General features: G+C 62.7%; 26 protein-coding genes, 2 pseudogenes and 2 riboswitches. Of the genes and pseudogenes, 14 read left to right on the top strand and 14 right to left on the bottom strand.

Features of this window, described 5'->3' with window-relative positions:
* Positions 1-3 precede the first annotated feature (3 nt).
* The 3 genes from tatB to NVV93_RS02200 are packed head-to-tail and all read left to right on the top strand — an operon-like array spanning position 4 to position 1855.
* The gene (tatB, locus tag NVV93_RS02210) at positions 4-351 is read left to right on the top strand and encodes a Sec-independent protein translocase protein TatB (protein ID WP_258252830.1); all 348 of its coding nucleotides are present in this window, start codon (positions 4-6) and stop codon (positions 349-351) included.
* Positions 348-1151, top strand: coding sequence for a twin-arginine translocase subunit TatC (gene tatC / locus NVV93_RS02205; protein WP_258252829.1), 804 nt, complete (start codon positions 348-350; stop codon positions 1149-1151). The genes tatB and tatC overlap by 4 nt, the downstream gene beginning before the upstream one ends.
* Positions 1148-1855: a 16S rRNA (uracil(1498)-N(3))-methyltransferase gene (locus NVV93_RS02200; protein ID WP_258252828.1), complete on the top strand. Its 708-nt coding sequence runs from the start codon at positions 1148-1150 to the stop codon at positions 1853-1855. Before tatC ends, NVV93_RS02200 begins: the two co-directional genes overlap by 4 nt.
* A 198-nt stretch (positions 1856-2053) precedes the next feature.
* Here NVV93_RS02200 and NVV93_RS02195 read toward each other — a convergent pair whose 3' ends face one another.
* Positions 2054-2545: a helix-turn-helix domain-containing protein gene (locus NVV93_RS02195; protein ID WP_258252827.1), complete on the bottom strand. Its 492-nt coding sequence runs from the start codon at positions 2543-2545 to the stop codon at positions 2054-2056.
* Between the two features lie 118 nt (positions 2546-2663).
* Here NVV93_RS02195 and NVV93_RS02190 point away from each other — a divergent pair, with 118 nt between their 5' ends.
* The 5 genes and pseudogenes from NVV93_RS02190 to NVV93_RS02175 all read left to right on the top strand — a co-directional run bounded on the left by NVV93_RS02190 (position 2664) and on the right by NVV93_RS02175 (position 6699).
* The gene (locus tag NVV93_RS02190) at positions 2664-3392 is read left to right on the top strand and encodes an SDR family oxidoreductase (protein ID WP_258252826.1); all 729 of its coding nucleotides are present in this window, start codon (positions 2664-2666) and stop codon (positions 3390-3392) included.
* Positions 3393-3555: 163 nt separating this feature from the next.
* Complete coding sequence (locus NVV93_RS02185; protein WP_258252825.1) at positions 3556-4143, top strand: 2-hydroxychromene-2-carboxylate isomerase; 588 nt, start codon at positions 3556-3558, stop codon at positions 4141-4143.
* Positions 4144-4228: 85 nt separating this feature from the next.
* A pseudogene (locus NVV93_RS20125) lies at positions 4229-5308 on the top strand (methyl-accepting chemotaxis protein); the annotation flags it as partial.
* A 30-nt stretch (positions 5309-5338) separates the two neighbouring features.
* Entirely contained in the window at positions 5339-6211 is an 873-nt protein-coding gene (locus tag NVV93_RS20120; RefSeq protein WP_375162920.1) for a methyl-accepting chemotaxis protein, read from the top strand.
* Positions 6212-6261: 50 nt separating this feature from the next.
* Positions 6262-6699: a UPF0158 family protein gene (locus NVV93_RS02175; protein WP_258252823.1), complete on the top strand. Its 438-nt coding sequence runs from the start codon at positions 6262-6264 to the stop codon at positions 6697-6699.
* An 84-nt stretch (positions 6700-6783) separates the two neighbouring features.
* On the opposite strand, the gene NVV93_RS02170 is transcribed toward NVV93_RS02175, so the two are convergent.
* The 3 genes from NVV93_RS02170 to NVV93_RS02160 form a co-directional block, all read right to left on the bottom strand.
* Positions 6784-7518 carry an amino acid ABC transporter ATP-binding protein gene (locus NVV93_RS02170; protein WP_258254267.1) on the bottom strand — a complete coding sequence of 245 codons (735 nt, stop codon included), beginning with the start codon at positions 7516-7518 and terminating at the stop codon, positions 6784-6786.
* A complete protein-coding gene (locus NVV93_RS02165; RefSeq protein ID WP_258252822.1) occupies positions 7511-8473 on the bottom strand; it encodes an amino acid ABC transporter permease in 963 nt (320 codons plus the stop codon). The genes NVV93_RS02170 and NVV93_RS02165 overlap by 8 nt, the downstream gene beginning before the upstream one ends.
* 214 nt (positions 8474-8687) lie before the next feature.
* On the bottom strand, positions 8688-9479 hold the full coding sequence (locus tag NVV93_RS02160) for a transporter substrate-binding domain-containing protein (RefSeq protein ID WP_258252821.1): 792 nt from the start codon (positions 9477-9479) through the stop codon (positions 8688-8690).
* A gap of 218 nt (positions 9480-9697) precedes the next feature.
* Between NVV93_RS02160 and NVV93_RS02155 the strand changes: the two are divergent.
* Positions 9698-9847, top strand: a pseudogene (locus NVV93_RS02155) (urease subunit beta); the annotation flags it as partial.
* A 148-nt stretch (positions 9848-9995) separates the two neighbouring features.
* Here NVV93_RS02155 and dtd read toward each other — a convergent pair.
* From dtd to estP, 8 genes are all read right to left on the bottom strand, one after another.
* On the bottom strand, positions 9996-10433 hold the full coding sequence (gene dtd / locus NVV93_RS02150) for a D-aminoacyl-tRNA deacylase (RefSeq protein ID WP_258252820.1): 438 nt from the start codon (positions 10431-10433) through the stop codon (positions 9996-9998).
* The gene (gene pip, locus NVV93_RS02145) at positions 10430-11401 is read right to left on the bottom strand and encodes a prolyl aminopeptidase (protein WP_258252819.1); all 972 of its coding nucleotides are present in this window, start codon (positions 11399-11401) and stop codon (positions 10430-10432) included. The genes dtd and pip overlap by 4 nt, the downstream gene beginning before the upstream one ends.
* 228 nt (positions 11402-11629) lie before the next feature.
* On the bottom strand, positions 11630-12193 hold the full coding sequence (locus tag NVV93_RS02140; protein WP_258252818.1) for a lipocalin family protein: 564 nt from the start codon (positions 12191-12193) through the stop codon (positions 11630-11632).
* Between the two features lie 10 nt (positions 12194-12203).
* On the bottom strand, positions 12204-12458 hold the full coding sequence (gene bamE, locus NVV93_RS02135; RefSeq protein WP_258252817.1) for an outer membrane protein assembly factor BamE: 255 nt from the start codon (positions 12456-12458) through the stop codon (positions 12204-12206).
* 64 nt (positions 12459-12522) lie between these two features.
* On the bottom strand, positions 12523-13137 hold the full coding sequence (locus tag NVV93_RS02130; RefSeq protein WP_258252816.1) for a DUF924 family protein: 615 nt from the start codon (positions 13135-13137) through the stop codon (positions 12523-12525).
* 3 nt (positions 13138-13140) lie between these two features.
* A complete protein-coding gene (locus NVV93_RS02125; protein ID WP_258252815.1) occupies positions 13141-14151 on the bottom strand; it encodes a class 1 fructose-bisphosphatase in 1011 nt (336 codons plus the stop codon).
* A gap of 89 nt (positions 14152-14240) precedes the next feature.
* The gene (locus NVV93_RS02120; protein WP_258254266.1) at positions 14241-15893 is read right to left on the bottom strand and encodes a histidine kinase N-terminal 7TM domain-containing protein; all 1653 of its coding nucleotides are present in this window, start codon (positions 15891-15893) and stop codon (positions 14241-14243) included.
* A gap of 513 nt (positions 15894-16406) precedes the next feature.
* A complete protein-coding gene (estP, locus tag NVV93_RS02115; RefSeq protein ID WP_258252814.1) occupies positions 16407-18314 on the bottom strand; it encodes an esterase EstP in 1908 nt (635 codons plus the stop codon).
* Between the two features lie 210 nt (positions 18315-18524).
* Here estP and NVV93_RS02110 point away from each other — a divergent pair, with 210 nt between their 5' ends.
* Both NVV93_RS02110 and NVV93_RS02105 read left to right on the top strand, forming a co-directional pair.
* Entirely contained in the window at positions 18525-18935 is a 411-nt protein-coding gene (locus NVV93_RS02110; protein WP_258252813.1) for a YkgJ family cysteine cluster protein, read from the top strand.
* A 68-nt stretch (positions 18936-19003) separates the two neighbouring features.
* A riboswitch (glycine riboswitch) is annotated at positions 19004-19093 on the top strand.
* A riboswitch (glycine riboswitch) is annotated at positions 19094-19194 on the top strand.
* Positions 19195-19256: 62 nt separating this feature from the next.
* The gene (locus tag NVV93_RS02105) at positions 19257-19835 is read left to right on the top strand and encodes a trimeric intracellular cation channel family protein (protein WP_258254265.1); all 579 of its coding nucleotides are present in this window, start codon (positions 19257-19259) and stop codon (positions 19833-19835) included.
* Between the two features lie 193 nt (positions 19836-20028).
* On the opposite strand, the gene typA is transcribed toward NVV93_RS02105, so the two are convergent.
* Both typA and thiI read right to left on the bottom strand, forming a co-directional pair.
* Entirely contained in the window at positions 20029-21840 is a 1812-nt protein-coding gene (gene typA / locus NVV93_RS02100) for a translational GTPase TypA (RefSeq protein WP_258252812.1), read from the bottom strand.
* Positions 21841-21967: 127 nt separating this feature from the next.
* The gene (gene thiI, locus NVV93_RS02095; protein ID WP_258252811.1) at positions 21968-23422 is read right to left on the bottom strand and encodes a tRNA uracil 4-sulfurtransferase ThiI; all 1455 of its coding nucleotides are present in this window, start codon (positions 23420-23422) and stop codon (positions 21968-21970) included.
* Between the two features lie 330 nt (positions 23423-23752).
* On the opposite strand from thiI, the gene glnA reads away from it, so the two are divergent.
* The 3 genes from glnA (at position 23753) to NVV93_RS02080 (ending at position 26554) form a co-directional block, all read left to right on the top strand.
* On the top strand, positions 23753-25159 hold the full coding sequence (glnA, locus tag NVV93_RS02090; protein ID WP_258252810.1) for a glutamate--ammonia ligase: 1407 nt from the start codon (positions 23753-23755) through the stop codon (positions 25157-25159).
* A 240-nt stretch (positions 25160-25399) separates the two neighbouring features.
* Positions 25400-25939, top strand: a complete 540-nt coding sequence (locus tag NVV93_RS02085) for a DUF4124 domain-containing protein (protein WP_258252809.1) — start codon at positions 25400-25402, stop codon at positions 25937-25939.
* A gap of 3 nt (positions 25940-25942) precedes the next feature.
* Positions 25943-26554: a DUF4124 domain-containing protein gene (locus tag NVV93_RS02080; protein WP_258252808.1), complete on the top strand. Its 612-nt coding sequence runs from the start codon at positions 25943-25945 to the stop codon at positions 26552-26554.
* Positions 26555-26593 lie beyond the last annotated feature (39 nt).

Below are 26593 nucleotides of genomic sequence, written 5' to 3'. Positions count from 1 at the left end.
GTCATGTTCGGCATTAGCTTCAGCGAATTGCTGCTGGTCGGCCTGATCGCCCTGTTGGTGCTCGGCCCCGAGCGCCTGCCAGGTGCGGCGCGCACCGCCGGGCTGTGGATCGGCCGGCTGAAGCGCAGCTTCAATGCGATCAAGAGTGAAGTGGAGCGCGAAATCGGCGCCGACGAAATCCGCCGCCAACTGCATAACGAGCAGATCCTGGCGATGGAGCAGCAACTGAAAAACCAGCTCGCCTCGCCAACTCCCGTGCCGCCCGCCGCCCAGCCGACGCCGGTCGAACCGGCCCCGAGTGACGTGGCAAGCCCCGTTACCGAACCGCAGCAAGTACCGCGAAACCCATGAGCGATCACAAGCCGGAAAACGACCAGGAGATGCCGCTGGTTACGCATCTCACCGAATTGCGCACGCGCCTGCTGCGCTGTGTAGCGGCGATCTTCCTGATCTTCGCCGGGCTGTTCTACTTCGCCCAGAAGATCTACACGCTGGTCTCCGCGCCGCTGCGCCAGTACCTGCCGGAAGGCGCGACGATGATCGCCACCGACGTCGCCTCGCCGTTCCTCACCCCGTTCAAGCTGACCATGGTGGTCGCGCTGTTCCTCGCCATGCCGGTAATCCTCCATCAGATCTGGGGCTTCATCGCCCCCGGTCTGTACAAGCACGAGAAGCGCATCGCCGTGCCGCTGCTGATTTCCAGCATCATCCTGTTCTACGGCGGCATGGCCTTCGCGTACTTCCTGGTGTTCCCGATGATCTTCCACTTCTTCGCCAGCGTGACCCCCGAAGGCGTGGCGATGATGACCGACATCTCGAGCTATCTCGATTTCGTCATGACCCTGTTCTTCGCCTTCGGCGTGGCCTTCGAGATTCCGGTGGCGGTGGTGCTGCTGATCTGGATCGGCATCGTCGACGTCGCCTACCTGCGCAAAATCCGCCCCTACGTGATCATCGGCTGTTTCGTGGTCGGCATGATCCTCACCCCGCCGGACATCTTCTCGCAGACCATGCTGGCGGTGCCGATGTGGCTGCTGTTCGAGCTCGGCATCCTGGCCGGCAGCCTGGTGCGCAAGCGCAGTGACGCGCAGGCCGATGCCGATGCCGAGAACGACGCGCCGCAGGACCAGCCACCCTCCGTGCAGCCGTGAACCTGCTGCTCCTCGAAGACGCCGACTTCGTCGCGGCCGATCGCGCCGTGCTGCGCGATCGGCGCCTCAAGCATCTGCATGAAGTGCATCAGGCCGCCGTAGGCGACCAAATGCGGGTCGGCCGCCTAGGTGGCGCGATGGGCAGCGGCACCTTGCTGCGCCTGGATAGCGACGAAGCCGAACTGCACGTGCAGCTCGATACGCCACCGCCGGCCAAGCTGCCGCTAACCCTGTTGCTGGCCCTGCCGCGCCCGAAGATGCTCAAGCGCGTGCTGCAAACCGTCGCCGCCATGGGCGTGCCGCGACTGATCCTGCTGAACAGCTACCGGGTGGAAAAGAGCTTCTGGCAAACCCCGTTTCTGGAACCGGCGGCGCTGCGCGAACAACTGATTCTCGGCCTCGAGCAGGCGCGCGACACGGTGCTACCCGAGGTGTTCATCGAGAAGCGCTTCAAGCCGTTCGTCGAGGATCGCCTGCCGGCGCTGGCCGCCGCTACGCTCGGCCTGGTCGGCCACCCCGGCGCTTTCCCGCCCTGCCCGCGCGCGGTCGAGCAGCCGGTAACCCTGGCGATCGGCCCGGAAGGGGGCTGGATTCCCTATGAAGTCGACAAGCTGCGCGAGGCCGGCCTGCAGCCGGTGCAGCTCGGCGCGCGGATTCTGCGAGTGGAAACGGCGGTGCCGGTGTTGCTGGCGCGGCTGTTCTGAGCGGGCTTTTTACGCACCAGCGGTGCTAACGGCGTAGGGCTAGGCGCCCCCACCCACCCGACGAACCGTAGGAGCGAATTTATTCGCGACGCGATCGACTGAGCGCGAAGGATCGCGAATAAATTCGCTCCTACCGGTGGCGGGGCCAGCACCGTAGCCCGGATGCAGGCAGGTTCGGCCCAAGCGCGCACATGCCCTTCAGCCCTGACGTTCACGCCAATGCCGCGGCAGCAGTTGCTCGCGAAACTCCGGCGCCTCGGCCAGATCGACGTCCCGCGCCTGCAGCGGCTCGCCGCATTCGGAACACACCAGCACGCCATGCATCGGCTTGCCGCACGCCTTGTGCACGTGGCGGATCGGCGCGCCCTCGCTACCGGCGAGATGGCGGTCGCCCCAATTGACCAGCGCCAGAATCGCCGGATACAGATCGTGACCGCGCGGCGTCAGGCGATACTCCTCGCGCCGGGGCCGCTCCTGATAGGCAACCTTGTCCAGCACCTGCGCCTCCACTAGCGTCTTCAGGCGGTCGGCCAGCACATGCCGGGTGATGCCCAGGCGCTGCTGGAAATCGTCGAACCGGCGAATGCCCATGAACACCTCACGCAGCACCAGCAGAGTCCAGCGGTCGCCGACCACGGCCAGGGTGCGCGACAGCGAGCAGGGTTGTTGATCGAGTTCTTCCCAGCGCATGGCCGGTCCTCCGCCAGATGATGGCGCTACTCTAGCTTGACAGGTTCTAAAAAGGAACTGACTATTCATTGCGAGTTCCAAAACAGAACTGACAAGAATTCCATCCGGAGCAACGGCAATGACTGAACGCAAAGCGGTACTGGTAGTGGGAGCCGGCGATGCCACCGGCGGGGCAATCGCCAAGCGCTTCGCCCGCGAGGGCTATGTCGCCTGCGTGGCGCGGCGTAATGCCGACAAGCTGCAGCCACTAGTCGAGCAGATCGAGGCCGCCGGCGGCCAGGCGCGCGCGTTCGGCTGCGATGCGCGGGTCGAAGAGCAGGTCCTGGCGATGTTTCAGAACATCGAAAGCGAGATCGGTCCGCTCGAAGCGGTGATCTTCAACATCGGCGCCAACGTGCAGTTCTCGATCACCGAAACCACCGAGCGGGTTTATCGCAAGGTCTGGGAGATGGCCAGCCTGGCCGGCTTCCTGACGGGTCGCGAAGCCGCCCGAGTGATGCTGCCGCGCGCTCGCGGGACGATCATCTTCACCGGCGCGACCGCCTCGCTGCGCGGCCGCGCCGGCTTCGCCGCCTTCGCCAGCGCCAAGTTCGCCCTGCGCGCGCTGGCCCAGAGCATGGCCCGTGAGCTGGGGCCGCAGGGCATTCATGTCGCCCATCCGGTGATCGACGGGGCGATCGACACCGCGTTCATCCGCGACACCTTCCCCGAGCGCTATCAACTCAAGGAGCAGGACGGCATTCTCAATCCCGAGCATATCGCCGAGACCTACTGGCAGATCCACAATCAGCCGCGCGACTGCTGGGTGCATGAGTTGGATCTGCGACCGTGGGGCGAGACGTTCTAGACACTTCCGGAGCCCGTAGGTTGGGCTGAGCGTAGCGATGCCCAACAATGAACACAGGTGACGCCGCAGCGAGAGGCGCCACCATTCGTTGGGCTTCGTCGCAGGCTCCTCAGCCCAACCTACGGACTAAGCCCCCCTACTTCCCCGCGACAAGGACAACAAGATGAGCAAAACCGTAGAGTTCTTCTTCGACTTCGGCAGCCCAACCGCTTACCTGGCCTGGACTCAGCTGCCGAAAATCGCTGCCGCTACCGGCGCGACCATCGTCTGGCGCCCGCTGTTGCTCGGCGGCGTGTTCAAGGCCACCGGCAATCAATCGCCCGCCGCCATTGCGGCCAAGGGCCGTTACATGAATCACGACCTGGCGCGCTTCGCCCGTCGCTACGGCGTGCCGCTGCGCTTCAATCCGTACTTCCCGATCAACACCCTGATGCTGATGCGCGGCGCCGCCGGCTATCAGGACGATCCGCGCTTCCACGCCTACCTGACGACGATCTTCCAGGCCATGTGGGTCGACGAAAAGCCCATGGGCCGCCCCGAAGTGGTCGCCGAAGTGCTCGCCGCCGCCGGCTTCGATGCCGCCGAATTCGAACGACTGATCAACGACGAAACAGTCAAGGAGCGCCTCAAGGCCAGCACCGAGGAGGCCATCGCGCGCGGCGTGTTCGGCGCGCCGAGTTTCTTTGTCGACGGCGAACTGTACTTCGGCCAGGACCGCCTCGATTTCATCGCCGAGGCCTTGGCGAAATAACTACACCCCAGCAGGTACGGGCGTTCCAGCCGACGAAAGGTTGGCATCAGCGCTTAAGAAAATCGCCCCAGCGGCCGATTAACATATGCGCCACCGACCAAACGGAGCGCCCCGTCCTTGCTGGAGAAATGGAATGTTCAAGTGGTTCACCGACGCGCTGGGCAACGTCAGCGTTAACCGAAAATTAGCGCTGGGTTTCGGCATCGTCCTGGCGCTGACCCTGATGGTCGCCCTGATCGGCTGGCTCAACATGAGCACTATCATCCAGCGCGGCGACAAGCTCGCCAGCCTGTCCCAGCTCAATCTGCTGACCAAGGACCTGCGCATCTACCGCCTCGGCTATCAGTCCAGCCGCGAGGCCGAAGACCGCGACGCGGCACTGCAGACCCTCGACAAGCTGGGCCAGCATAACCAGCAGCTCCTCGGCCTCCTAACCGACCCGCAAGACCGTCAACTGCTCGACAAGCTCGACGGGCATGTCGACGACTACCGCAGCAGCTTCGCCACGCTGGTCAAGACCTTCGACAACCGCGAAGCCGCGCGGCAGAACCTGATCCAACAGGCGACCGCGATCGCCGACAGCATGGTCAAGGTCGAACAGGACATCCTCAACGACGCCGGCGGCACGATCGAGCAGCGCCTGCAGGACCTACACACCTTTGCCCAGTTCGGCCGCCAGGTGGTGGAGGCGCGCTTCCAGGCGTTTAGCTACACAAGTGGCGACAATCAGGCGCACAAGGCCGCCGCCCTCGGCGCCATCGACCAGACCATCGAAACCCTGCGTAGCCTGCGCGGCCAGGTCGGCAGCGGCCATGAAGCCGAACTGGACCAATCCGCCGCCGCACTGGCGACCTACCGCACCACCCTCGCCTCGTTCTCCAGCGAGATCGACGCCAGCCTGGCGGCGCGCGAAACCATGGTGTCGCTCGGCGGACAGATCGCAGAACTGAGCGATGAGCTGAGCGACCGTCAGGCCGCCAAGCGCGACGCCGCGGCCGAGCACGCCCGCCTACTGATCGGCTTCGGCGTGGCCCTCGCCCTGCTGCTGGGTATCGGCGCCGCCTGGACCATTACCCGACAAATCGTCGCCCCGCTGAACGACACCCTGGCCGCCGCCACGCGCATCGCGTCCGGCGACCTCAGCCAGGACGTCCGCGCCACTCGCCGCGACGAACTCGGCCAGTTGCAACAGGCGATGCAGCGCATGACCCTGAGCCTGCGCGAGCTGGTTGGGCGCATCCACGACGGCGTGACGCAGATCGCCAGCGCCGCCGAGGAGCTCTCCGCAGTTACCGAGCAGACCAGCGCCGGGGTCAACAGTCAGAAGGTCGAGACCGACCAGGTCGCCACCGCGATGAACGAGATGGCCGCCACCGTGCAGGAAGTCGCGCGCAACGCCGAGCAGGCCTCCGAGGCCGCCGCAGAAGCCGATCGCGAAGCCAGCCAGGGTGATCGGGTGGTCAGCGACGCCATCGCGCAGATGGACCGCCTGGCCGCCGAGGTGCAGAGCTCGGCGCAGGCCATGGAACAGCTCAAGCAGGAAAGCGCGAAGATCGGCAGCGTGCTCGACGTGATCAAGTCGGTCGCCGAACAGACCAACCTGCTGGCGCTCAACGCGGCCATCGAAGCGGCGCGCGCCGGCGAGGCCGGGCGTGGCTTCGCGGTGGTCGCCGACGAGGTGCGCGGCCTGGCGCAGCGCACGCAGAAATCCACCGAGGAAATCGAAGAGCTGATCGCCGGCCTGCACAGCGGTACCCAGGCGGCCGCCAGCCGCATGGACAGCAGCCGCGACCTGGCCGGGCGCACCGTGGAGCTGGCCCGCAAGGCCGGCGACGCGCTGGCCAACATCAACCAGCGGGTGTCGAGCATCCAGGCGATGAACCTGCAGATCGCCGCGGCCGCCGAAGAGCAGAGCGCGGTGGCCGAAGAGATCAATCGCAGCGTAATCAACGTGCGCGACATCTCCGAACAAACTGCCGCGGCCAGCGAGGAAACCGCCGCCTCGAGCACCGAGCTGGCGCGTCTGGGCGGCGAGTTGCAGCAGCTGGTCAACGGCTTCCGCCTGTAACGTCGATAAGGGTAGGATCAGCGGGTAGCCATTGTCTGGGGGAACCGGCCATGCGCCCGCTGACTATCGACCTCGACGCCCTGAGCCGGGCGCTCGACAGCCCGGATCAACTGCATTACCTCGACCTGCTGAGTGGCCGCATCGAAGCCTTCGACGCGACGCTCGAAGGGCAACTGCTGGAAGAACCCGAGCGCTATCTCTCGATCGAGCCCTGGGAGCCGGAAATCGGCTACCGGCTGATGCAGGAATTCACCCAGCAGGTCACTCACCCGCTCGCCTACCCGCAGCTGCAGCTGGCCCTCGCCGGCCGGCGGGCGACCCGTGCCTTCCGCCACGTGCTCGGCGCGTTCCCGCAAGTGGCCGCGGAGTGGCAGAGCTTCGAACGTGAACGGCGCCGCGAACTGGCCGAGGACTGGCTGGAAGAACAGCATCTGCGCGCGGCACCGAACAATGCAGCGCAGAAGCCGCCCACCAGACCGCTTTGGTAGGAGCGAATTCATTCGCGATCTGGGTGCCGCCCATCGCGAATGAATTCGCTCCTGCACACAAAGGCTTCCGGGGCCGCCCGACGCTTACAGCACCTGCTTGAGGAACGCCTGCGCGCGCGGGTCGCGGGGTTGGTTGAAGAACTCGGCCGGCGGCGCGTCTTCAAGCAGCTTGCCGTGGTCGAAGAACAGCACGCGGTCGGCGACTTCGCGGGCGAAGCCCATTTCGTGGGTGACGCAGACCATGGTCATGCCTTCCACGGCCAGCTGCTTCATCACGTCGAGCACCTCGCCGACCATCTCCGGGTCGAGCGCCGAGGTCGGTTCGTCGAACAGCATCACCTTCGGCTCCATGCACAGCGCGCGGGCGATGGCCACGCGCTGCTGCTGGCCACCGGAAAGCCGCGAGGGGAATTCATTGGCCTTCTGGGCGATGCCGACCTTGGTCAGTAGCGCGCGCGCCTTGTCCTCGCGTTCGGCCTTGCCGCGTTTGCGCACCACCTTCTGCGCCAGACACAGGTTCTCCAGCACGGTCATGTGCGGGAACAGGTTGAAGTGCTGGAACACCATGCCGACTTCGCGGCGGTAGGCGTTGACGTCGGTCTTCGGGTTGGCGAGGTCGAGGCCGTCGATGCTCACCGAGCCGGAGTCGAGCTCTTCGAGACCGTTGAGGCAACGCAGGAAGGTCGACTTGCCCGAGCCGGACGGACCGATCACCACCAGCACTTCGCCCTTCGACACATGGGTGCTGACCTTGTCCACCGCACGTACTTCGTGGCCGCGGGCATCGAAAACTTTTACCAGATCACGGACTTCAATCACTTTGCGCAAGCCTCCGTTCCAGGCGGTTGGCAATCTGCGACAGCGGCAGGTTGATCAGCAAATACAGCGCCGCCACGCAGAACCATATTTCAAAGGTCGAGAACGAGGTGGTGATCGCCTCGCGGCCGCTTTTGGTCAGCTCGGTGATGGCGATCACCGAGACCAGCGAGGTGTCCTTGACCAGGCTGATGAACTGCCCGGCCAGCGGCGGCAGCACACGCTTGAAGGCCTGCGGGAGAATCACATAGCGCATGGTTTGCGGCGCGGTGAGGCCCAGCGAGCGCGCCGCCTCGTCCTGTCCCTTGACGATCGACTGCACGCCAGCGCGGACGATTTCGGCCACATAAGCACCGGTGAACAGCGCCAGCGCCGCAACCCCGGCGAACTCGCGGGACAGGTTGAGCACCGTGCCGATGAAGAAATAGAAGATGAAGATCTGCACCAGCAGCGGCGTGCCGCGCACCAGTTCGACGAACACGGTCGACAGGTCGCGCAGGGTCGGATTCTTCGACAGCCGGCAGAGGCCGGTGGCCAGGCCGATCAGCAGGCCGAACGCGCCGGACACCACGGAGATCCACAGCGTGGTCCACAGCCCCCAGAGCAGCGGTCCGGCGGCCCAGTGACGGGTCACACCAAGCTCGTCGCCCTCGCTGACGTCGTCCCCCTCGGCCACGCGCAGGCTGTCCTTGGCGACGCTCACTTGGATCTCGTCGCCACTCTCGCTGGTCAGCGTCACCACGGCGCGCTCGCCCTGCTCGGTGATGCTCTTCACGCTGGCATAGTCGGACGCGCGCTGCGCATCCTCGGCGTGGTAGGCAAAGTACTGCGGCACGCGGTTCCAGTGCCACTCGTAGGAAATCAGCGAAGTCGAGAACCACAGCGCATAGGCCAGCGTGATAAGAATCAGGCCGGTCAGCAGATGCCAGGGCCACAGGGCTTTTTTCGATTTAGCCACGGTCGGTTTCCATAAATGCGAACGCGCAGGAATAGCCTGCGCGTTGGTTCAATTTCGTAGGGTGAGTTAGCGAAGCGTAACCCACCAATGCCGCACAAGCGCGGCACCTCGCGGTGCCAATGGTGGGTTACGCCGCTACACGGTTAACCCACCCTACGAAATCCAGCGCACGCCACACCGCAAACGGGCTGGAAGGCGCTGCTCGAAGTCACTGTTACTCCATCTCTTTCAGCCACTCGGTCTTCTTGAACCACTTGGCGTGAATGCGATCGTAGGTGCCGTCTTCGCGGATCTGCTTGAGGAAGTTATTGATCCAGTTGACGCTGTCGTAGTCGCCTTTCTTCAGGCCAAAGGCCAGCGGCTCGTAGGTGAACGGCTCATCGAGGTAGACCAGCTTGCCGGCGCCGAACTTGCTCGCCGCCACCACGTTGTACGGCGCGTCGTAGATGAACGCATCAGCCTTGTTGTTGACCACGTCCATCACCGCTTCCGGCTCGTTGTCGAAGCCATGGTATTTGGCCTTGCTGATGCGCTTCTTGGCGACCATCTCGCCAGTGGTGCCGATCTTCGAGGTGATGCGGTACTTGGCATCGTTGAGGTCCTTGTAGGACTTGATGGTGCCTTCCAGCTCCTTGCGGATCAGCAGGGTCTGGCCGACCACGATGAACGGTTCAGGGAAGTTGAGCCGCAGGTTGCGCTCCTGGGTCACGGTCATGCCCGAGCCGATCATGTCGAACTTGTTGGTCAGCAGCGCCGGAATGATGCCGTCGTAACTGGTCGACACCAGCTCCAGCTTGACGCCCATGGCCTTGGCCATTTCCTTGAGGATGTCGACTTCGAAGCCGATGATCTCCCCACGCTTGTTGGTCATTTCGAACGGCATGTAGGTCGGGTCCATGCCTACGCGCAGGGTGCCGCTCTTGACCACGTCGTCGATCATCCCGGCATGGGCCAGACCGCCCATGGCGCAGGTGCAGAGCAGCAGGGAGGCGAGAAACTTCTTCATTGCGAATCCTCGATTGGAACTTGGAAAGTGGGTGACAGCGCCCACGGACAAAAAATGACCGCGCATGCTAACCGTCATCAGCAAAGATGGCGAGCCGTGGGAAAGCAAGAATGGCGTGAGATGACGAGCTGCCGGTCAATGCCTGAACGATCGGCGACGTTGCTCGCAGGATGAAGCCGGGAGCGAGCTCGATGGGTTGAGCACAGCGATACCCATCGAGCCTTGATCGACCGAGTACGCGCGGCATGCGCCTGATCATCCAGGCCGTCACTACGGTACGCTTCGAGCCGGGACAGAGCCGCGAGGTCGAACTGGCCGGCCTGCGCCGGGTATACGGCTTAGCCGGATGGGTGATGGGCGAGTTGTGAGGAGGGTTTGCTCCCCTCTCCCGCTTGCGGGAGAGGGGCCGGGGGAGAGGGCTGCGCCAGCCGAGCCACCCTCTCCCTAGCCCTCTCCCATGAATGGGAGAGGGGACTAACACGCAGGATGGCCGAGAAGCGCCACGAGGCGCGCCACTCACGCCTCGAGGAGAAAAGTTACCGGCCCATCGTTGATCAGCTGGACCTGCATGTCGGCGCCAAATCGGCCGGTGGCGACTTGCCGGTGCTGGGCACGAGCCAATTCCACCAGCGCCGCGAACAACGCCTCGCCCTGGGCCGGTGGCGCGGCGCTGGAAAAGCTCGGGCGCAGGCCGTTCTTGGTGTCGGCGGCGAGGGTGAATTGGGAAACCAGCAACAGGCCGCCGTCGATGTCTTTCAGCGAGCAGTTCATCTTGCCGTCGGCATCGCTGAACACTCGGTAATTGAGCAACTTGTGCAGCAGCTTGGCGACGCTCGCCGGGGTGTCCTGCGGCTCCACACCGACCAGCGCCAGCAGGCCCTGATTGATGGCGCCGACGCATTCGCCGGCGACGTCCACGCGCGCATTGCGCACGCGCTGAATCAGCGCCTTCATGCTTCGTCCGGCGCCAGATCGAGGAGTTTGTGGGCGATCTGCTTGGTCGCGCGCACCAGGGCGTCGGTGATGCCCGGCTCGGAGGCGGCGTGGCCGGCGTCGCGAATCACCTGCAACTCGCAGTTCGGCCAGGCCTGATGCAGCGCCCAGGCGTTATCCAGCGGACAGACCACGTCGTAGCGGCCATGCACGATGACGCCGGGCAGATGGGCAATCTTATGCATGTCGCGAATCAGTTGATCGGATTCGAGAAACGAGTCGTGGATGAAGTAGTGACACTCGATCCGAGCAATAGACAGCGCCCGCGACGGCTCGCTGAAGCGATCGACCACCAACGGATTGGGGCGCAAGGTGGCGGTGCGCCCTTCCCAGGTCGACCAGGCCTTGGCGGCGTGCATCTGGGCGATCTGATCGGCGCCGGTAAGGCGCTTGTAGAAGGCCTTGACCAGATCGCCGCGCTCTTCGGTCGGAATCGGCGCCAGGTAATCCTGCCAGTAATCGGGGAACAGTCGGCTGGCGCCTTCCTGGTAGAACCACTGAATTTCCTGCGGGCGGCACAGGAAGATGCCGCGCAGGATCAGCGCCAGCACCCGCTCCGGATGGCTCTGTGCATAGGCCAGCGACAGGGTCGAACCCCAGGAGCCGCCAAACAGCACCCATTTGTCGATACCCAGGTGTTCGCGGATGCGCTCGAGGTCGGCGACCAGATGCCAGGTGGTGTTGTTCTCCAGGCTCGCATGCGGCGTCGAGCGCCCGCAGCCACGCTGGTCGAAGGTGATGATGCGGTACAGGGTCGGGTCGAAATAGCGGCGACTGGAGGCATCGCAGCCGGCCCCTGGGCCGCCATGGATGAATACCACCGGCAGGCCATCCGGCGACCCGCTTTCGTCCACATACAGGACGTGCGGTGCCTCTACGGCCAACTCATGGCGCGCGTAGGGCTTTATCTCCGGATACAAAGTCTGCATAGCATATTCCCCAAATGTGCACGTACGGCGCCAGGGCGCCCCGTGAAAATGTCCTCGGGGCATCATAACCATGAAACGGGATTTGAGCATTCCGGCATTCGTGGTGCGCCGCACGCGCCAGGCAATTCCGCCTGAACGACAGCACGGCTAGCTAACGGCGAATGCAGCAAGCAACGCGGCACTCGATGAAACGCAGGATGGCTGCGACTGGCCATCCTGCTCGCCAGGTTAGTTCCGGCTACCGAGCTGCGCATCCGGCGTGCGCCAGATCAGCTTGTCGATCGTGTAGCCACGGCGCTTCGCTTCATTCAGCAGTTTGGCCCGGACCTCCGGCTGTACCTCGGGAGTGCGCGACAGCAGCCACAGGTAGCTATGGTCGGGATTGCCGACCAGGGCGGTGTGGTAGTCCTTATCCAGGTACAGCACCCAGTAATCGCCCTTGGCCAAGGCCGGAGCCAGGCTGGAAAACCAGTTGTCGAAACGCACCCACAACTTGTCGGTTTCGCCCGGCTTCTGCGGCACGGCCTGGCCTTTGGCTTCCTGCCATTTGCCTTCGGCAGTGCGACAGCGATTGAGCACGCCGATGCTGCCATCGTCCTGCAAGCGGTAATGCGCTTCGGACTGCAGGCAATCGCGCTGGAAGAACATCGGCAGGCGCGCCAGTTCGTACCAGGTGCCTTGGTAGCGCTGCAGGTCGACCTTGTCGACGGTTTGCGGGGGGACCGTGCCGGTACCGGAGTTGGCGCAGCCGCCAAGGGCCAGCACGGCACAACAGATCAACCATTTACGCATCTGCAATTCCTTACTTGAGGCCTTTTCCGGAGAACATCAGCACCTTGTCTCCCGCGTACTGAATGCTGATTAAGGCCTCCTGGTCGCCCCAGGTACAGCTGGTCAGCCCCACAGCGCCGGAGCATTCGGTGGGGCTGCCGAGGAGTTTCTCGACTTCCGCCTTGGTCATCCCGGCGTTGAGCTTGGAATAATTTTCCTGATTGAGCTTGTTGCAGGCGGCCAACAGCACGCAAAACGATAGCAGCGCGAAATGACGCAGAGACATGGAGAACTCCTTGGGGATAGACGACAACCTGAGCGTAGCCGGTTGGCGGGTTAGCTCGTTGGAGTCAAAAACGCGAGCCAGGTTCCTGCAGGAAACTCAGCTCGGCATCGGTCGAGGGGCGCTGGAGAATGGCGTTGCGATGGGGAAAGCGACCGAAGCGGGCAATCACCCGGCGGTGCTGCTCGGCATAGTCGAGAAAACCGCCGAACAGCGCTCGTTCGGCGAGCGGTGCAGCACCGTGCAAGATCTGGAAGCGGGCAACCGCCTGCTCCTGAACTGCCAGGTTTTCGCTGTGCTCGAGCACCAGATAGATGAACACCTGACGTAGCGGGGTCAGCGCCGCTTCGCGACCCTCCGCCAGCCCCTGGCAAACCAGGGCTTGCGCGCGGCTATCGCCGGCGAACGCACGGGGCGTATCGCGGTAGATCATCCGCGGCAGTTGATCGAGCAACAGGATCAGCGCCAGCCAACCTTCGGGCTCGGCAGTCCACTCGCTCAGTTCGCCGGCCAGAGCCTGTTCGACCTGTCCGGCGAAGCGCTCGCGCGCCTGCATATCCTGACTGTCCTGTTTGCCGAACCACAGACCGTAGCGCTGGGCCGCCGCCTCGAGATCGCTCGGGGTCGCGCCGACGCCGGGCGCCCCGAACCACCATTCGAGCAAGGGCTGCCAAGCGCTCACCGGTTATTCCTGGTGATAACGGGTCGCGCGCTCGACTTCTTCTTTCGAACCGAGGAACACCGCCACGCGCTGGTGCAGGGACTCCGGCTGGATATCGAGGATGCGCTGGTGGCCATCAGTGGCCGCGCCGCCCGCCTGCTCGATGATGAACGACATCGGGTTGGCTTCGTACATCAGGCGCAGCTTGCCGGGCTTGCTCGGCTCGCGGCTGTCGCGTGGGTACATGAACATGCCGCCGCGGGTGAGGATGCGATGCACGTCGGCCACCATCGAGGCAATCCAGCGCATGTTGTAGTTCTTCTCCAGCGGACCGTCCTTGCCAGCCAACAGTTCGTCGACATAACGCTGCACCGGAGCTTCCCAATGGCGCTGGTTGGACATGTTGATGGCGAATTCGGCGGTGGTTTCCGGCACGCGGATGTCGTCGTGAGTGAGCACGAAGCTGCCCAGCTCGCGGTCGAGGGTGAAGCCCTTGACGCCGTCGCCAAGGGTCAGCAGCAGCATGGTCTGCGGGCCGTAGATGGCATAGCCGGCGGCGACCTGCTGGGTGCCCGGCTGGAGGAAAGCTTCCTCGCCGAGGGTGTCGTTCTGGCTGACGCAGCCGTTCGGGCAGCGCAGCACCGAGAAGATGGTGCCGACCGAGACGTTGACATCGATGTTGCTGGAGCCGTCCAGCGGGTCGAACACCAACAGGTAGGCGCCTTTCGGGTACTTGCCGGGAATCTGGTAGGCGTTGTCCATCTCTTCGGAGGCCATGCCGGCCAGGTGGCCGCCCCATTCGTTGGCTTCCAGAAGGATCTCGTTGGACAACACGTCGAGCTTCTTCTGCACTTCGCCCTGGACGTTTTCGGTGCCCATGCTGCCGAGTACGCCGCCCAACGCGCCCTTGGACACTGCGTGGCTGATCTCTTTGCACGCACGCGCCACTACCTCGATAAGGAAGCGCAGATCGGCCGGAGTGTTGTTGCTACGGGTCTGCTCGATCAGGTAGCGGCTGAGGGTAACGCGGGACATGGGAGACTCCGGAGGAAGAGAAAATCGCGCGCAGTTTAGCGCGAGTCGAGTTGCATTGCTTCTGTCTGACCGAAGCGCGCGGCGTCCGTTCAGCTGCTCGCCGGAATCGCCGCGCACACCTGGTTGCGTCCGCTGCGCTTGGCTTCGTACAGCGCGGCGTCGGCGGTTTGCAGCAGGACGTCGAGAGCCAGGCCTTGCGCCGGCCAGTGCGACAAGCCCGCCGACAAGGTCACGCGCAGCAAGCCGCTACGGGTTTCCACCGGGGTTTTCGCCAGTTCCTCGCAAATGCTCGACATGCGCTTGTGCGCCTCGATCGAGTCGGCGCCCGGCAGAATCAGGAGAAATTCCTCGCCGCCGATACGAAATACCGCATCGGAGCTACGCAGACTGCTGCCCAAGCGCGCGGCCACCGCGCGTAACACATCGTCGCCGGTCAGATGGCCGTGTTCGTCGTTGAGGCGTTTGAAGTGATCGAGGTCGATCAAGGCCAGCGAAATCGGCACGCACTCGCGCTGGCAACGCGCCAGTTCGCGGGCAAAGAACTCATCGAGATAACGACGGTTGTAGAGTTTGGTCAGCGGATCGCGCAGAGCCTGGTCCTGCAACTGCTCATGTAGTTGGGAAATCGTCCGCAGGCGCTCCTCGCTGACCGCCAGCGCCTCGGCCAACTTGAGTTCGCTGAGGTGCCGCTGGGTCACGTCGCGCAGATAAATCATGCGCCCGAGGATGTAGCTACCGGTACGAGTCGCCCGTTCGATATTGCGAATGCGCAACTCGAAATAGCGCGTCGAGCCCGCCAGCGCCAACAGCTGCTCTTCAGTGCTGGTCGAGCCTTGCAGCACCGCCAGCACATCCGCACCGAACACCGGCCAGTCGCCCAATGGTCGGCCCTGCCAATCCGTCCCGAGACCGGCTAGCTGCAAGGCGGCTGGGTTGGCCTCGATGACCCGCGACTGCGGATCGACCACCAGAACGGGATCGAATAACTCTTCGAGAAGCAGATGGCGCGCCACTGGCAGCAGATCGAACAGGCGCACCCCGACAATCAGCCAGGCAAACGCTACCAACGTCACAACGAAGCTGAAGGGCGTCGGATCGAAACCGAATAGCGTCCAATCGAACAACACATAGCCGAGGTTGGCGGCCCACGGAATGCAGGTAACCAAGGCGAAGGCCAGGTAATGACGCCGATACACGCCCTGAGCGGCCAGCGCGGCACGCAAGGTCAACATGAAGCAGTAGACCATCAGCAAGTAGCCGTAGATCGCCGCGGTGTAGAACAGCAGACCATGCTCGTAGCGGATCGCCGCGCCGGGCTCAGCGCTAACCGGTGCCGTCCCGGCGCTATAGAGCAGGCCATGCCAGGCATTGGTCATGGCCAGCGCCCAGATCAGCAGCGGCGCGATGCTCAGCGCCAATATGCTGCGCCAGGCCAGACCGGAGCGCACGCTGTTGACGTACTGCCAGAGGAACACCGCCCAGAAGGTCGGCACCCCGACGATGCCGGGCCAGGCCATGCTGGCCCAGAACACTTTGCAGCCCGCCGCCTGGCTGGCCATTTCGGCGCCCGCCGCCAGCAACCACCACACGCTCGCGACGTGCAGCAGCACAAAACTGTCGCGCCCCGGAAAACCGCGCTGATGCAACACCCAGTAGCCCAACAGCATGATGCCGAGGCACAGCAAGCCCGTGACGAATACCGGAAAACTCAACATCCAGCTGGAGTCGACGCAAGCGCTCAGCACGACAGGTACTCCCAAGCCACCACAACACGGAGAGGGTTACGCAAAGTCTTCCTGACCTCGGCTGGGGAGTAAGGAGAATGCTCGACCCATACGCGGCCTTGCAGCATGGCGCATGCAACTCAGCGCCATCGTGGCTACAGGCCCACCATCGAGCAACAACACTGCCGGTAAGCCTAACGTTTCCACCCCGGAACGGATACCTCAACCACGCGCAGACGGGTGCCCGGACTCAGAACCTGTTTCGGATCTCGCGAGCTAGAGAAAAACAAGGCGAAAACGGCTGAGGAAGCGGAGTTTACAAGTTGTAAATGAGCATTCCGAAGCCGTTTTCAACGCAGTGTTTCCGACGCGCAGCAGATCCGAGACAAGCTCTTAGGTGTTGCGGCACTGCCGTTCGGTCGCTTGGTGGAGGAATCCCGCAAGTTTCAAGAACTGGAGCCCAATAACGCAAAACGAGCGCCGAAGCTTAGGGCCTCGACACTCGTCCGAGTGGTGCGTTTGGGAGCGCGTTCAGAAATCCAACGACAGCCCCACGCTCACCGCCTGCAGCTCGTCATCGTCAGTCTTGCCGAAGGTGTAGCCGCCGCGCAGCGCCAACTCCGCGGTGAGCTGCTGATTGAAGCCGATGCTGGCGCGCTGCAGTTGATCGTCCGGGGTATAGCCCTGCAGGGTGAAGTCGAGGCTATCGAGGCTGTTCAGCGACATGCGCAGATCGCTAGGGTCATCCTCGAACTCCCGCTCTTGCGCCACTTCGGCGAACAGCGCGGTCGCCGGTGTCACTTGCAGACGGCCCTGCAGACCAACGCCCAAGCGCTTGGAGGTGCGCTTCTGATCATCGAAGCGCAGCGACGTCGACGTAGCGCCATTCTCCGCATAACCGTCGACCTCCACTCGCGCATAGTCGGCGCTGATGAACGGACTCAGATGCCAGTCGCTGCCCGGCTGGGCGATGTCGTAACCGGCACGCCCGCCGAGCGCCCAGAGATAGCCGTCGGTGTCACCCTTTTCGCTGCGGGTGGTGATGCCCAAGGCGAATTTGCGCTTCAGGTCGTCGTAGTCCAGGTAGCCGCCGGTCAAGGCCAGCTCGCCCCACCAGCGATTCTGCTGGTACTGGGCGAAGACGGTGCCTAGATAGCTGCGCAGGTTGTAGTCGGAGTCGGCTTGCCCGGCTTCCAGCTCCTGCCCATACAAACCCGCCGCCACGCCAACCCGCCAGGCATCGTCGAGTCGATAGCTGCCGCCGAGGTTGAGGTTGTAGCCGGTCCCATCACCGCTGGCGCCGGCGTCCTGACCGTCGAAATCGAGGTGCTGGCCGCCGCCATTGACGAAGGCCCGCCACTCTCCGACCGCTTGCCATGCCTCCCAGTCGGCCTGCCATTGCGCGCGCAGTTGATCCTGATGGGCGCGCAGGGTGCCGTGCGCCATTTCCGGCAGCAGGGTCAGCTCCCAGGGCGCGGACAGCAGTGAATAGGTGTAGTCCGCGAAGATCTGCTGCACCGCGGTGGTCGGGTGCACGCTGTCGTTGAACAGCAAGCGGTCCGGGTTCGGCGTAGCACTGGTGATGCCCCAGGTCGGGTTGACCCTGGCACAGCCACTGAAGCAGGTGCCACGCAGATTCTGCGTCGCATCGAAGCCATAAGCAGCGGGGTTCTGGAGAACTTCGCCGAACAACGCCGGCACGTTCAGCGGAATGATTTGCGCATCGATCTGCTTCAAGCGGCCGATCAGCTGAGTATTCAGATCATTCACCAACCCGGTGAGCAATCCCGCAGCCGGGGTTCCAAAGAGCGCCGGGGTATTGCCCACACTGCCCATCATCGACACCACGAAGTAACGCGCGCCGGCCGCCTGCAACGCCTGCACGCTATCGGCGAGGCGGTTCCCGGCGGCTTGCGCCTGGACCGTATTCAAGACCCGTCCTTGGAGAAAATCGTTGCCACCGCCGTTCACATAGAACAATGCGTTGCGATCCAGGCTCAGGCCGCGATTGGCGAGGTCGACCAGATAGCCATCGCGGGTTCGAAAACCGGTAGCCGAGCCCCCCGGCTGGGTGATCGAGGCGAAAATCTGGTCGGTGCGATAGCCGCCCACCGCCCAGTTGTTGCCGTCGGCCAGGCCCTGGCGGGCGAGCACCGCTGAAGTGGATGGCCCCAGCCCGTCCACACCGAGCAGCGCCCCAAGACGCATCGGCGTGGTCGTACTGGTCACCTCGCCACGTCCCGGCAGATAGGTTGGCCCGACCCGGTTGGTAAAGCGTAGGGTGGCGTTGGCCGGGCCGCCCGAATCGGCAAACTGCCCGGCATCGCTAAGGCTGTCGCCAAAGACGATCAATGAGCTGTAGGGCGAGGCGTACAACGCAGGGGAAATAATTGTCAGCAGGCAGGCTGGCGCCAACGCGCGCAGAGTCCGTTTCATCATGCGAATCCTTATGTTTGTTATTGGATTGGGACGCCAGTACGACTTTAGCCGGGAAGCCAGCGGGCGCCAACCATTCGGGTGACACCAAAAAGGCGCGAATGCCTCGTCAGTACTTATGTGTATCGGCCGGCGGTTCGGCGGAAAATTGTTCACAATTTCGCCAACGCCGCTATCATGCGCGCCCGCAATTCGCCTCCAGCCGTGGATTCCATGAACAACCTGTTGATCATCGGTGCCGAACTCGATCGCACCGAAACCTGGATCAAATACGAAAAAACCATGTGCAGCAGCTGCCACTCCACCTGCTGCACCATGCCGGTAGAAGTGAAGTTCAACGATCTGCTGCGGATTGGTCTGGTTCAGGAGTTCGAGCGTAGCGAGCCGGCCAAGAACATCGCCAAACGCTTGATGAAAGAAGGCATCGTCGAGCGCTTCAGCCAGAAAACCGGGATCTACACGCTAGTGCGCATGGGCAACAACGACTGCCTGTATCTGGATCGCAAGAGCCGCCTGTGTACGATCTACGACTTGCGCCCGGAGACCTGCCGCAATCACCCGAAAATCGGCCCGCGGCCGGGCTACTGCGCATTCAAGCCCAAGGCTGAGCCGGCCCGACGCTAGGCTCGCTCAGGGCTTGGCGGGCCGGGCATAAAAACCTCGTCAAGCCCACCGCCGCCGTGCGGTATACTCCGCTCCCCGCAGGAGAGCGAGATGCCCGCCATCTCCGCCGAAGGCGCAAACTCCCATAATCGCTCAGGCCAACCTACTGCGGCTTCACATCATCGCCAACTGGAGAGCGGCCGCCCGCGAGCGGCCCACCGAAGGGGCAAGCGGCCGGTCGCCGCGTAAACTCTCAGGTACCAAGGACAGGGGGAGGGCGCACAACGCAGGGATCTCTGTGTGCTCACCTATATCTATCTGATCGCCATCAGCGCCGAAGCCATGTCCGGCGCGCTCGCCGCTGGGCGGCGCAACATGGACCTGTTCGGCGTCTCGCTGATCGCCTTCCTCACCGCCCTCGGCGGCGGCACCGTGCGCGACATTCTGCTCGGCCACTATCCGGTCGGCTGGACCCAACACCCACAGTACATCTACGTGACCATCGGCGCCGGCCTCTGCGCCATGCTGCTCGCGCGCTTCATGCACCACCTGCGCCAGCTGTTCCTGGTACTCGACGCCGTGGGCCTGATCGCCTTCACGGTGATTGGCTGCAACGTCGCCCTGGAGCTGAACTACAGCCAACCGGTAGTGGTGATGGCCGGACTGATCACCGGCATCTTCGGTGGCATCCTCCGCGACATCCTCTGCAACCGCACCCCGCAGGTGCTGCGCCACGAGCTGTACGCCAGCGTGTCGCTGCTGATCGCCCTGCTCTATCTGGCGCTGCGCGAGCGCGGCGTCGACCACGACATCAACCTGCTCGCCTCCTTCAGCGCTGGCCTGCTGCTGCGCCTCTCGGCGATCCGCTTCGGCTGGTCGCTGCCGGTGTTTTCCTACGCACCGGGGCGTTGGGGACACTGAGGCCGCATAGCGTAGGGCGGCAAAAGCCACAACGCCCGAAAGGATCGTCCGCGGCTTAACGCCAGACGCCTGGCAGAGCGACGTACCCGCATGACAACACAGCCCCCATGGCGACAACCGCAGTCCTGCCCTGACAAACAACAACGCCCCCGCCAGCAGAGCTGACGGGGGCGTTGTTTCAAGCGGTTAGCAATCAGTTCTTGCTGGCGCGCTTACGCTCGTTCTCGTTGAGCACTTTCTTGCGCAGACGGATCGACTTCGGCGTCACTTCGACCAGTTCGTCGTCATCGATGAATTCCAGCGCCTGCTCAAGGGTGAACTTGATCGGCGGAACCAGAGCGATGGTTTCGTCTTTGCCGGAAGCCCGCATGTTGTCAAGCTTCTTGCCTTTGGTGGGGTTGATCACCAGGTCGTTGTCGCGGCTGTGGATACCCGCCAACTGGCCTTCGTAGATGTCCTGGCCCGGCTCGAGGAACAGCTTGCCGCGATCCTGCAGGGTTTCCAGCGAATAGGTCAGCGCCTTGCCGGTAGCCATCGAGACCAGTACGCCGTTCTGGCGGTGGCCGACTTCACCCGACTTGATCGAACCGTAGTGGCTGAAGGTCGAGGTCAGGATGCCGCTGCCCGAGGTCATGGTCAGGAAGGCGTTACGGAAACCGATCAGGCCACGGGCCGGAATGGTGTACTCCAGGCGGATACGGCCTTTGCCATCCGGAACCATGTTGGTCAGATCGCCCTTGCGCAGACCCATCTGCTCCATCAGCGAGCCCTGGTGCTGCTCTTCGACGTCGATGATGACGTTTTCGTACGGCTCTTGCTTCTCGCCGTCGACTTCCTTGATCACCACTTCCGGACGGCCGACAGCCATCTCGAAGCCTTCGCGGCGCATGGTTTCGATCAGTACCGAGAGGTGCAATTCACCACGGCCGGAGACCTTGAACTTGTCTGCCGAATCGCCTTCCTGAACGCGCAGGGCAACGTTGTGCAGCAGTTCTTTTTCCAGGCGCTCCTTGATGTTGCGGCTGGTAACGAACTTGCCTTCTTTACCGCAGAACGGCGAGTCGTTGACCTGGAAGGTCATGGAAACGGTCGGCTCGTCGACGGACAGCGGCGGCAGGGCTTCGACATTGTTCATGTCGCACAGGGTGTCGGAGATGTACAGCTCGTCCATGCCACTGACGCAGACGATGTCGCCAGCCTGGGCTTCGCCCACTTCAACGCGATGCAGACCCGAGTGACCCATGATCTTCAGGATGCGGCCCTGACGCTTCTTGCCGTCGGCGCCGATGGCGACCACTGGGGTATTGGTTTTGACCTTGCCGCGAGCGATACGGCCGATACCGATGACGCCGAGGAAGCTGTTGTAGTCCAGCTGGGAGATCTGCATCTGGAACGGACCGTCGATGTCGACAGCCGGGGTCGGCACGTGGTCGACGATGGCCTGGAACAGAGCATCCATGTGCTCGTCCATGTTCTCGTGGTCGAGGCCGGCAATGCCGTTCAGGGCGCTGGCGTAGACGATCGGGAAGTCCAGTTGCTCTTCGGTGGCACCGAGGTTGTCGAACAGGTCGAAGATCTGGTCGACAACCCAGTCCGGACGCGCGCCCGGACGGTCGATCTTGTTGATCACCACGATCGGACGCAGGCCGGCCTTGAACGCCTTCTGGGTCACGAAACGGGTCTGCGGCATCGGGCCGTCTTGGGCATCGACCACCAGCAGCACGGAGTCGACCATCGACATCACGCGCTCAACTTCACCGCCGAAGTCGGCGTGGCCGGGGGTGTCGACGATGTTGATGTCGTAGCCGTTCCATTTCAGGGCGGTGTTTTTGGCCAGGATGGTGATGCCACGCTCTTTTTCCTGGTCGTTGCTGTCCATCACGCGCTCGGATTCCAGCTCTTTACGGTCCAGGGTGCCGGACAGGCGCAGCAGCTTGTCAACCAGGGTGGTTTTGCCATGGTCGACGTGGGCGATGATGGCGATGTTGCGTAGATTTTCGATCACGATGTCGTCTCGATTAGGGATTCAGGTGCCGCGATTCTGGGCGGCCAATATGAAAAGCAATGCAGTGATTGTTCAGTTCGGGTCGGGGGGGCGATGGCGGATACTGCCGCCAAACAGCCCAGGCTGTTTAAGCCGGACGATAAACACGCACATTGGTATGCCCCTCGCTGAGCAAATGATGGGCATGCAGGCGACTCATCACACCCTTGTCGCAATACAGCAGGTACTGGCGGGTGTCATCCAGGTTCTTGAAGCGGCTGTTGAGGGCGAAGAACGGCAGTGCCTGTACTTCGATGCCCGACAGCTCCAGCGGTTCATCTTCGGCGGCATCCGGGTGGCGGATGTCGAGAATGATCTGCCCCGGCAGCGCCTCGGCCAGCTCCTCGACCTGCACGTCTTCGCCCAGCTCGTCGATCACTCGGTCGATTGCCACCAGCCGCGCGCGCTCCAGCGCCCGCTCGAGGACCGCCATATCGAACTGACGTTCCTCGTATTCGACGCGATCGCGCTTGGCCCGAGTGGTCGGATTGACCGAGATGACGCCGCAATATTCCGGCATGTGCTTGGCGAATTCGGCGGTGCCGATCTCGTAAGCGGTATCGATGATGTCTTGCTTGTGGGCGGCGATCAGCGGGCGCATCACCAACTTCTCGGTGGCCGCGTCAATCACCGCCAGGTTCGGCAGGGTCTGGCTGGAAACCTGGGAAATCGCCTCGCCGGTGACCAGCGCATCGATTTTCAAACGATCGGCAATGTCGGTGGCGGCGCGCAGCATCATGCGTTTGAGGATCACGCCCATGTGGCTGTTGTCGACCTTGCCGAGAATCTCGCCGACCACTTCCTCGAACGGCACCGACACGAACAGTACGCGCTGGGAACGGCCGTACTTGTCCCACAGGTAGTGGGCGACCTCCATCACCCCCAGCTCATGGGCGCGGCCGCCTAGATTAAAGAAGCAGAAATGGCTGACCAGGCCGCGACGCATCATTTGATAAGCCGCCACGGTGGAGTCGAAACCACCAGACATCAGCACCAGACAATGCTCGATAGTGCCCAGCGGATAACCGCCGATGCAGTTGTGCTGTTTATGCACGACGAACAGACGCTGGTCGCGGATTTCCATACGCACCACGACGTCCGGCTGCTTCAGCGAAATGCCGGCGGCGTCGCATTGCTGGCGCAGCTGGCTGCCGACATAACGCTCCACCTCGATGGAGGTGAAGTCGTGCTTGCCGGCACGCTTGCAGCGCACCACGAAATTTTTCCCGGGCAGCTGATCGCCGTAATGCTGCTTGCACTTCTCGACGATGTCGTCGAAATCGCCCAGCGGATATTCGTGCACTTCGAGGAACTGACCGATACCTGGCGTGCATTTCAGCCGTTCGATCATCTCGCGCAGCACTTTCGGCTCGCTCAAGGAGCTATGCACTTCGAGGTTGTCCCAGGCGCCACTGACCACCAACTGCGGGTCGAGGTCGCGCAACACCGTGCGGATGTTCTTCGCCAGCTGCCGGATGAAGTGCTTACGCACCGGGCGGCTTTTGATGGTGATTTCTGGGAAGACTTTGACGATCAGTTTCATGAAAACAACGCGCGTAAGCGAGGCCGAAAAACAGGGGCGCGGATTATAGCGGAAATTGCTCAAGGTTTAATCAACTTTGCACAAGCGATGATCTAACGCACCGAGTTGGAACACACGGAAAACCATACGCATCAAAACGGTGCGTCATTTCGTCTAAATCAGCCCCACAGGCCCCGTCATTCCTACACTCCAGGCGTTCCACCCAAACTAGAGCACTGGCATACTATTTGCTCTCTTGTGAGGCAGGCTACTGAGGCGGAACATGCCGCCTGGTTTCACAAGTATTTGTAGGGCTCATTACGTACAGCCCCTTTCCACCTGGAGGACAGCATGTCGAAGGCGCTTCAACTAATCAAAGAACACGACGTGAAGTGGGTTGACCTGCGCTTCACCGACACCAAAGGCAAACAGCATCACGTGACCATGCCGGCACGCGACGCGCTGGACGACGAATTCTTCGAAGTCGGCAAGATGTTCGACGGCTCGTCCATTCATGGCTGGAAAGGCATCGAAGCCTCCGACATGATCCTGCTGCCGGTTGACGAAACTGCCGTTCTGGACCCGTTCACCGAAGAGCCGACCCTGATTCTGGTCTGCGACATCATCGAGCCGAGCACCATGCAAGGCTACGACCGTGACCCGCGCTCCATCGCCAAGCGCGCCGAGGAATACCTGAAAACCACCGGTATCGGTGACACCGTATTCGTTGGTCCGGAGCCAGAGTTCTTCATCTTCGACCAAGTCAAATTCAAATCCGACATCTCCGGCTCGATGTTCAAGATCATCTCCGAGCAAGGCTCGTGGATGACCGACCAGGACGTCGAAGGCGGCAACAAGGGCCACCGCCCGGCCGTCAAAGGTGGTTACTTCCCGGTTCCGCCGTGCGACCACGACCACGAAATCCGTACCTCCATGTGTAATGCCATGGAAGAAATGGGCCTGATCATCGAAGTTCACCACCACGAAGTGGCGACTGCCGGTCAGAACGAAATTGGCGTGAAGTTCAACACCCTGGTCGCCAAGGCTGACGAAGTTCAGACCCTGAAGTACTGCGTGCACAACGTTGCCGACGCGTACGGCAAAACCGCTACCTTCATGCCGAAGCCGCTGTATGGCGACAATGGCTCGGGTATGCACGTACACCTGTCGATCGCCAAAGATGGCAAGAACACCTTCGCTGGCGAAGGCTATGCCGGCCTGTCCGACACCGCCCTGTACTTCATCGGCGGCATCATCAAGCACGGTAAGGCCCTGAACGGCTTCACCAACCCGGCGACCAACTCCTACAAGCGTCTGGTTCCGGGCTTCGAAGCTCCGGTCATGCTGGCCTACTCGGCTCGCAACCGTTCCGCCTCGATCCGTATCCCGTACGTCTCCAGCCCGAAAGCCCGCCGTATCGAAGCGCGCTTCCCGGACCCAGCTGCCAACCCGTACCTGGCCTTCGCAGCTCTGCTGATGGCCGGCCTGGACGGTATCCAGAACAAAATCCACCCTGGCGATGCAGCGGACAAGAACCTGTACGACCTGCCGCCGGAAGAAGGCAAGCTGATCCCGCAGGTGTGCGGCAGCCTGAAAGAAGCTCTGGAAGAACTGGACAAGGGCCGTGCGTTCTTGACCAAAGGCGGCGTGTTCTCCGACGACTTCATCGATGCCTACATCGAGCTGAAGAGCGAAGAAGAGATCAAGGTGCGCACCTTCGTGCACCCGCTGGAATACGACCTGTACTACAGCGTCTAATCCAGCCCAGCTGAATTAAGGCCTCCTCCGGGAGGCCTTTTTTATGGGCGCAATTAGCTCGCAGCCAGGGAAAAACCCGCTCTGCGAATTGGTGCGCTTAGGAAAGCCTGGCCCGCTGGTAGGATAATCCGCTGCAACCCAAGCCCCAGGCCTGCCAGAAGCAGCCGCGGCCACCGGGTTTTCCTTGCCAGTCGCGCCTCGCGATGCAAGGCTAACCGCATCCCATCTTGGAGACGCCTCATGCGCTTGCTTGTCGCCGGCCTCATCCTCGCCATGACCCTACCGGTCAGTGCGCAGATCTATAAATACACCGACGCCAAGGGCAACACGGTGTACACCAACCAACCGCCGGACGGGGCGAACAGCAAACCCGTCGAGCTGCCGCCGACCAACACCGTCGAAATGCAAAAGCCGACCACCAGTGCCGACACCAATCCAGCTGCCCAAGCCAAGCAAGCCGCTTATCGCATGCTGCGCCTGATCAACATCCCCAACGACGATGCCTTACGCGCCAACAACGGCACCTTCAGCGTAGATGTGGAGCTGCAGCCGCAACTGCAGAGCGGTCACCTCCTGCGCCTGCTGCTCGACGGCCAACCTTATGGCGTACCCAGCCCCGTGCCGCGCTTGCAATTGGTCAATATCGACCGTGGCGAGCACAGCTTGGCAGTGGAAATCCTCAGCGGCGATCAGTCGATCCAGATCAGCAACACCGAGACGTTCACCGTTCAACGGGTAAATACCAGCAGCCCGGCCCAGCGCCCAAAACCTAAGCCCTGAGCCATGCGCGCGATTCTTTTCAGCCTGATTTTGCTTGGCCTGCCCGCTGCGGCCGAGGTCTACACCTATATCGACGCCGAAGGTAATCGGGTATTCACCGACCGACCGCATGGCGGCAACGCCGAACGCCTGCAACTGCCGCCTACCAATGGCATAGGCGCTCCCCAGCCCAGTGCGCCAGCCGTAGTACAGGCGGCCACCACGCTCCCACAGAGTTACCAGCTGTTGCGCATCCTCGTCCCGCAGCCGGATGCGACCGTGCAAAACGGCAGCTCTGGCGAGCTGATCGTCACCGCCACCAGCGAACCCGGCCTACTGCCGGGTCACAGCTATCAGTTATTGCTGGACGGGCAGGCAGCCACTGCCCCAAGTCGCAGCCCGGTGTTTCCGCTGACCAATCTGGATCGCGGCACCCATCAGCTGGCTGTTGAGATTCTCGATGCTCAGGGCCGCACGCTTGAGCGCACGCCCAGCCAACCGGTGCACATCCTGCGCACCTCGCTGGAGCAGAAGCGCCAGATCAAGCCCTGCGCCAAAGAGGATTACGGCAACCGCCCGGAATGCCCGCTCAAGGACAAGCCCGAGGAAGAATCAAGCATTCTGCCGTTCTTCTAAACAACGCATACGCACCGCAATGGTGCGATATGCTCCAAT

The organism is Pseudomonas sp. LS44 (genome assembly GCF_024730785.1).
Classification (GTDB): Bacteria; Pseudomonadota; Gammaproteobacteria; order Pseudomonadales; family Pseudomonadaceae; genus Aquipseudomonas.
The sequence above is the reverse complement of the archived record's forward strand: the minus strand, read 5'-3'. Positions and strand labels throughout refer to the sequence as shown.

Bases quoted from the DNA above. Each gene is read 5' to 3' on its own strand.
- NVV93_RS02080 (WP_258252808.1), top strand. From the start codon at position 25,943: ATGCGCGCGATTCTTTTCAGCCTGATTTTGCTTGGCCTGCCCGCTGCG.
- tatB (WP_258252830.1), top strand. From the start codon at position 4: ATGTTCGGCATTAGCTTCAGCGAATTGCTGCTGGTCGGCCTGATCGCC.
- NVV93_RS02110 (WP_258252813.1), top strand. From the start codon at position 18,525: ATGAACAACCTGTTGATCATCGGTGCCGAACTCGATCGCACCGAAACC.
- thiI (WP_258252811.1), bottom strand. From the start codon at position 23,422: ATGAAACTGATCGTCAAAGTCTTCCCAGAAATCACCATCAAAAGCCGC.
- bamE (WP_258252817.1), bottom strand. From the start codon at position 12,458: ATGTCTCTGCGTCATTTCGCGCTGCTATCGTTTTGCGTGCTGTTGGCC.
- NVV93_RS02105 (WP_258254265.1), top strand. From the start codon at position 19,257: ATGTCCGGCGCGCTCGCCGCTGGGCGGCGCAACATGGACCTGTTCGGC.
- pip (WP_258252819.1), bottom strand. From the start codon at position 11,401: ATGCAGACTTTGTATCCGGAGATAAAGCCCTACGCGCGCCATGAGTTG.
- NVV93_RS02190 (WP_258252826.1), top strand. From the start codon at position 2,664: ATGACTGAACGCAAAGCGGTACTGGTAGTGGGAGCCGGCGATGCCACC.
- NVV93_RS02175 (WP_258252823.1), top strand. From the start codon at position 6,262: ATGCGCCCGCTGACTATCGACCTCGACGCCCTGAGCCGGGCGCTCGAC.
- estP (WP_258252814.1), bottom strand. From the start codon at position 18,314: ATGATGAAACGGACTCTGCGCGCGTTGGCGCCAGCCTGCCTGCTGACA.
- NVV93_RS02195 (WP_258252827.1), bottom strand. From the start codon at position 2,545: ATGCGCTGGGAAGAACTCGATCAACAACCCTGCTCGCTGTCGCGCACC.
- glnA (WP_258252810.1), top strand. From the start codon at position 23,753: ATGTCGAAGGCGCTTCAACTAATCAAAGAACACGACGTGAAGTGGGTT.
- NVV93_RS02160 (WP_258252821.1), bottom strand. From the start codon at position 9,479: ATGAAGAAGTTTCTCGCCTCCCTGCTGCTCTGCACCTGCGCCATGGGC.
- tatC (WP_258252829.1), top strand. From the start codon at position 348: ATGAGCGATCACAAGCCGGAAAACGACCAGGAGATGCCGCTGGTTACG.
- NVV93_RS02085 (WP_258252809.1), top strand. From the start codon at position 25,400: ATGCGCTTGCTTGTCGCCGGCCTCATCCTCGCCATGACCCTACCGGTC.
- NVV93_RS02140 (WP_258252818.1), bottom strand. From the start codon at position 12,193: ATGCGTAAATGGTTGATCTGTTGTGCCGTGCTGGCCCTTGGCGGCTGC.
- NVV93_RS20120 (WP_375162920.1), top strand. From the start codon at position 5,339: ATGCAGCGCATGACCCTGAGCCTGCGCGAGCTGGTTGGGCGCATCCAC.
- dtd (WP_258252820.1), bottom strand. From the start codon at position 10,433: ATGAAGGCGCTGATTCAGCGCGTGCGCAATGCGCGCGTGGACGTCGCC.
- NVV93_RS02125 (WP_258252815.1), bottom strand. From the start codon at position 14,151: ATGTCCCGCGTTACCCTCAGCCGCTACCTGATCGAGCAGACCCGTAGC.
- NVV93_RS02185 (WP_258252825.1), top strand. From the start codon at position 3,556: ATGAGCAAAACCGTAGAGTTCTTCTTCGACTTCGGCAGCCCAACCGCT.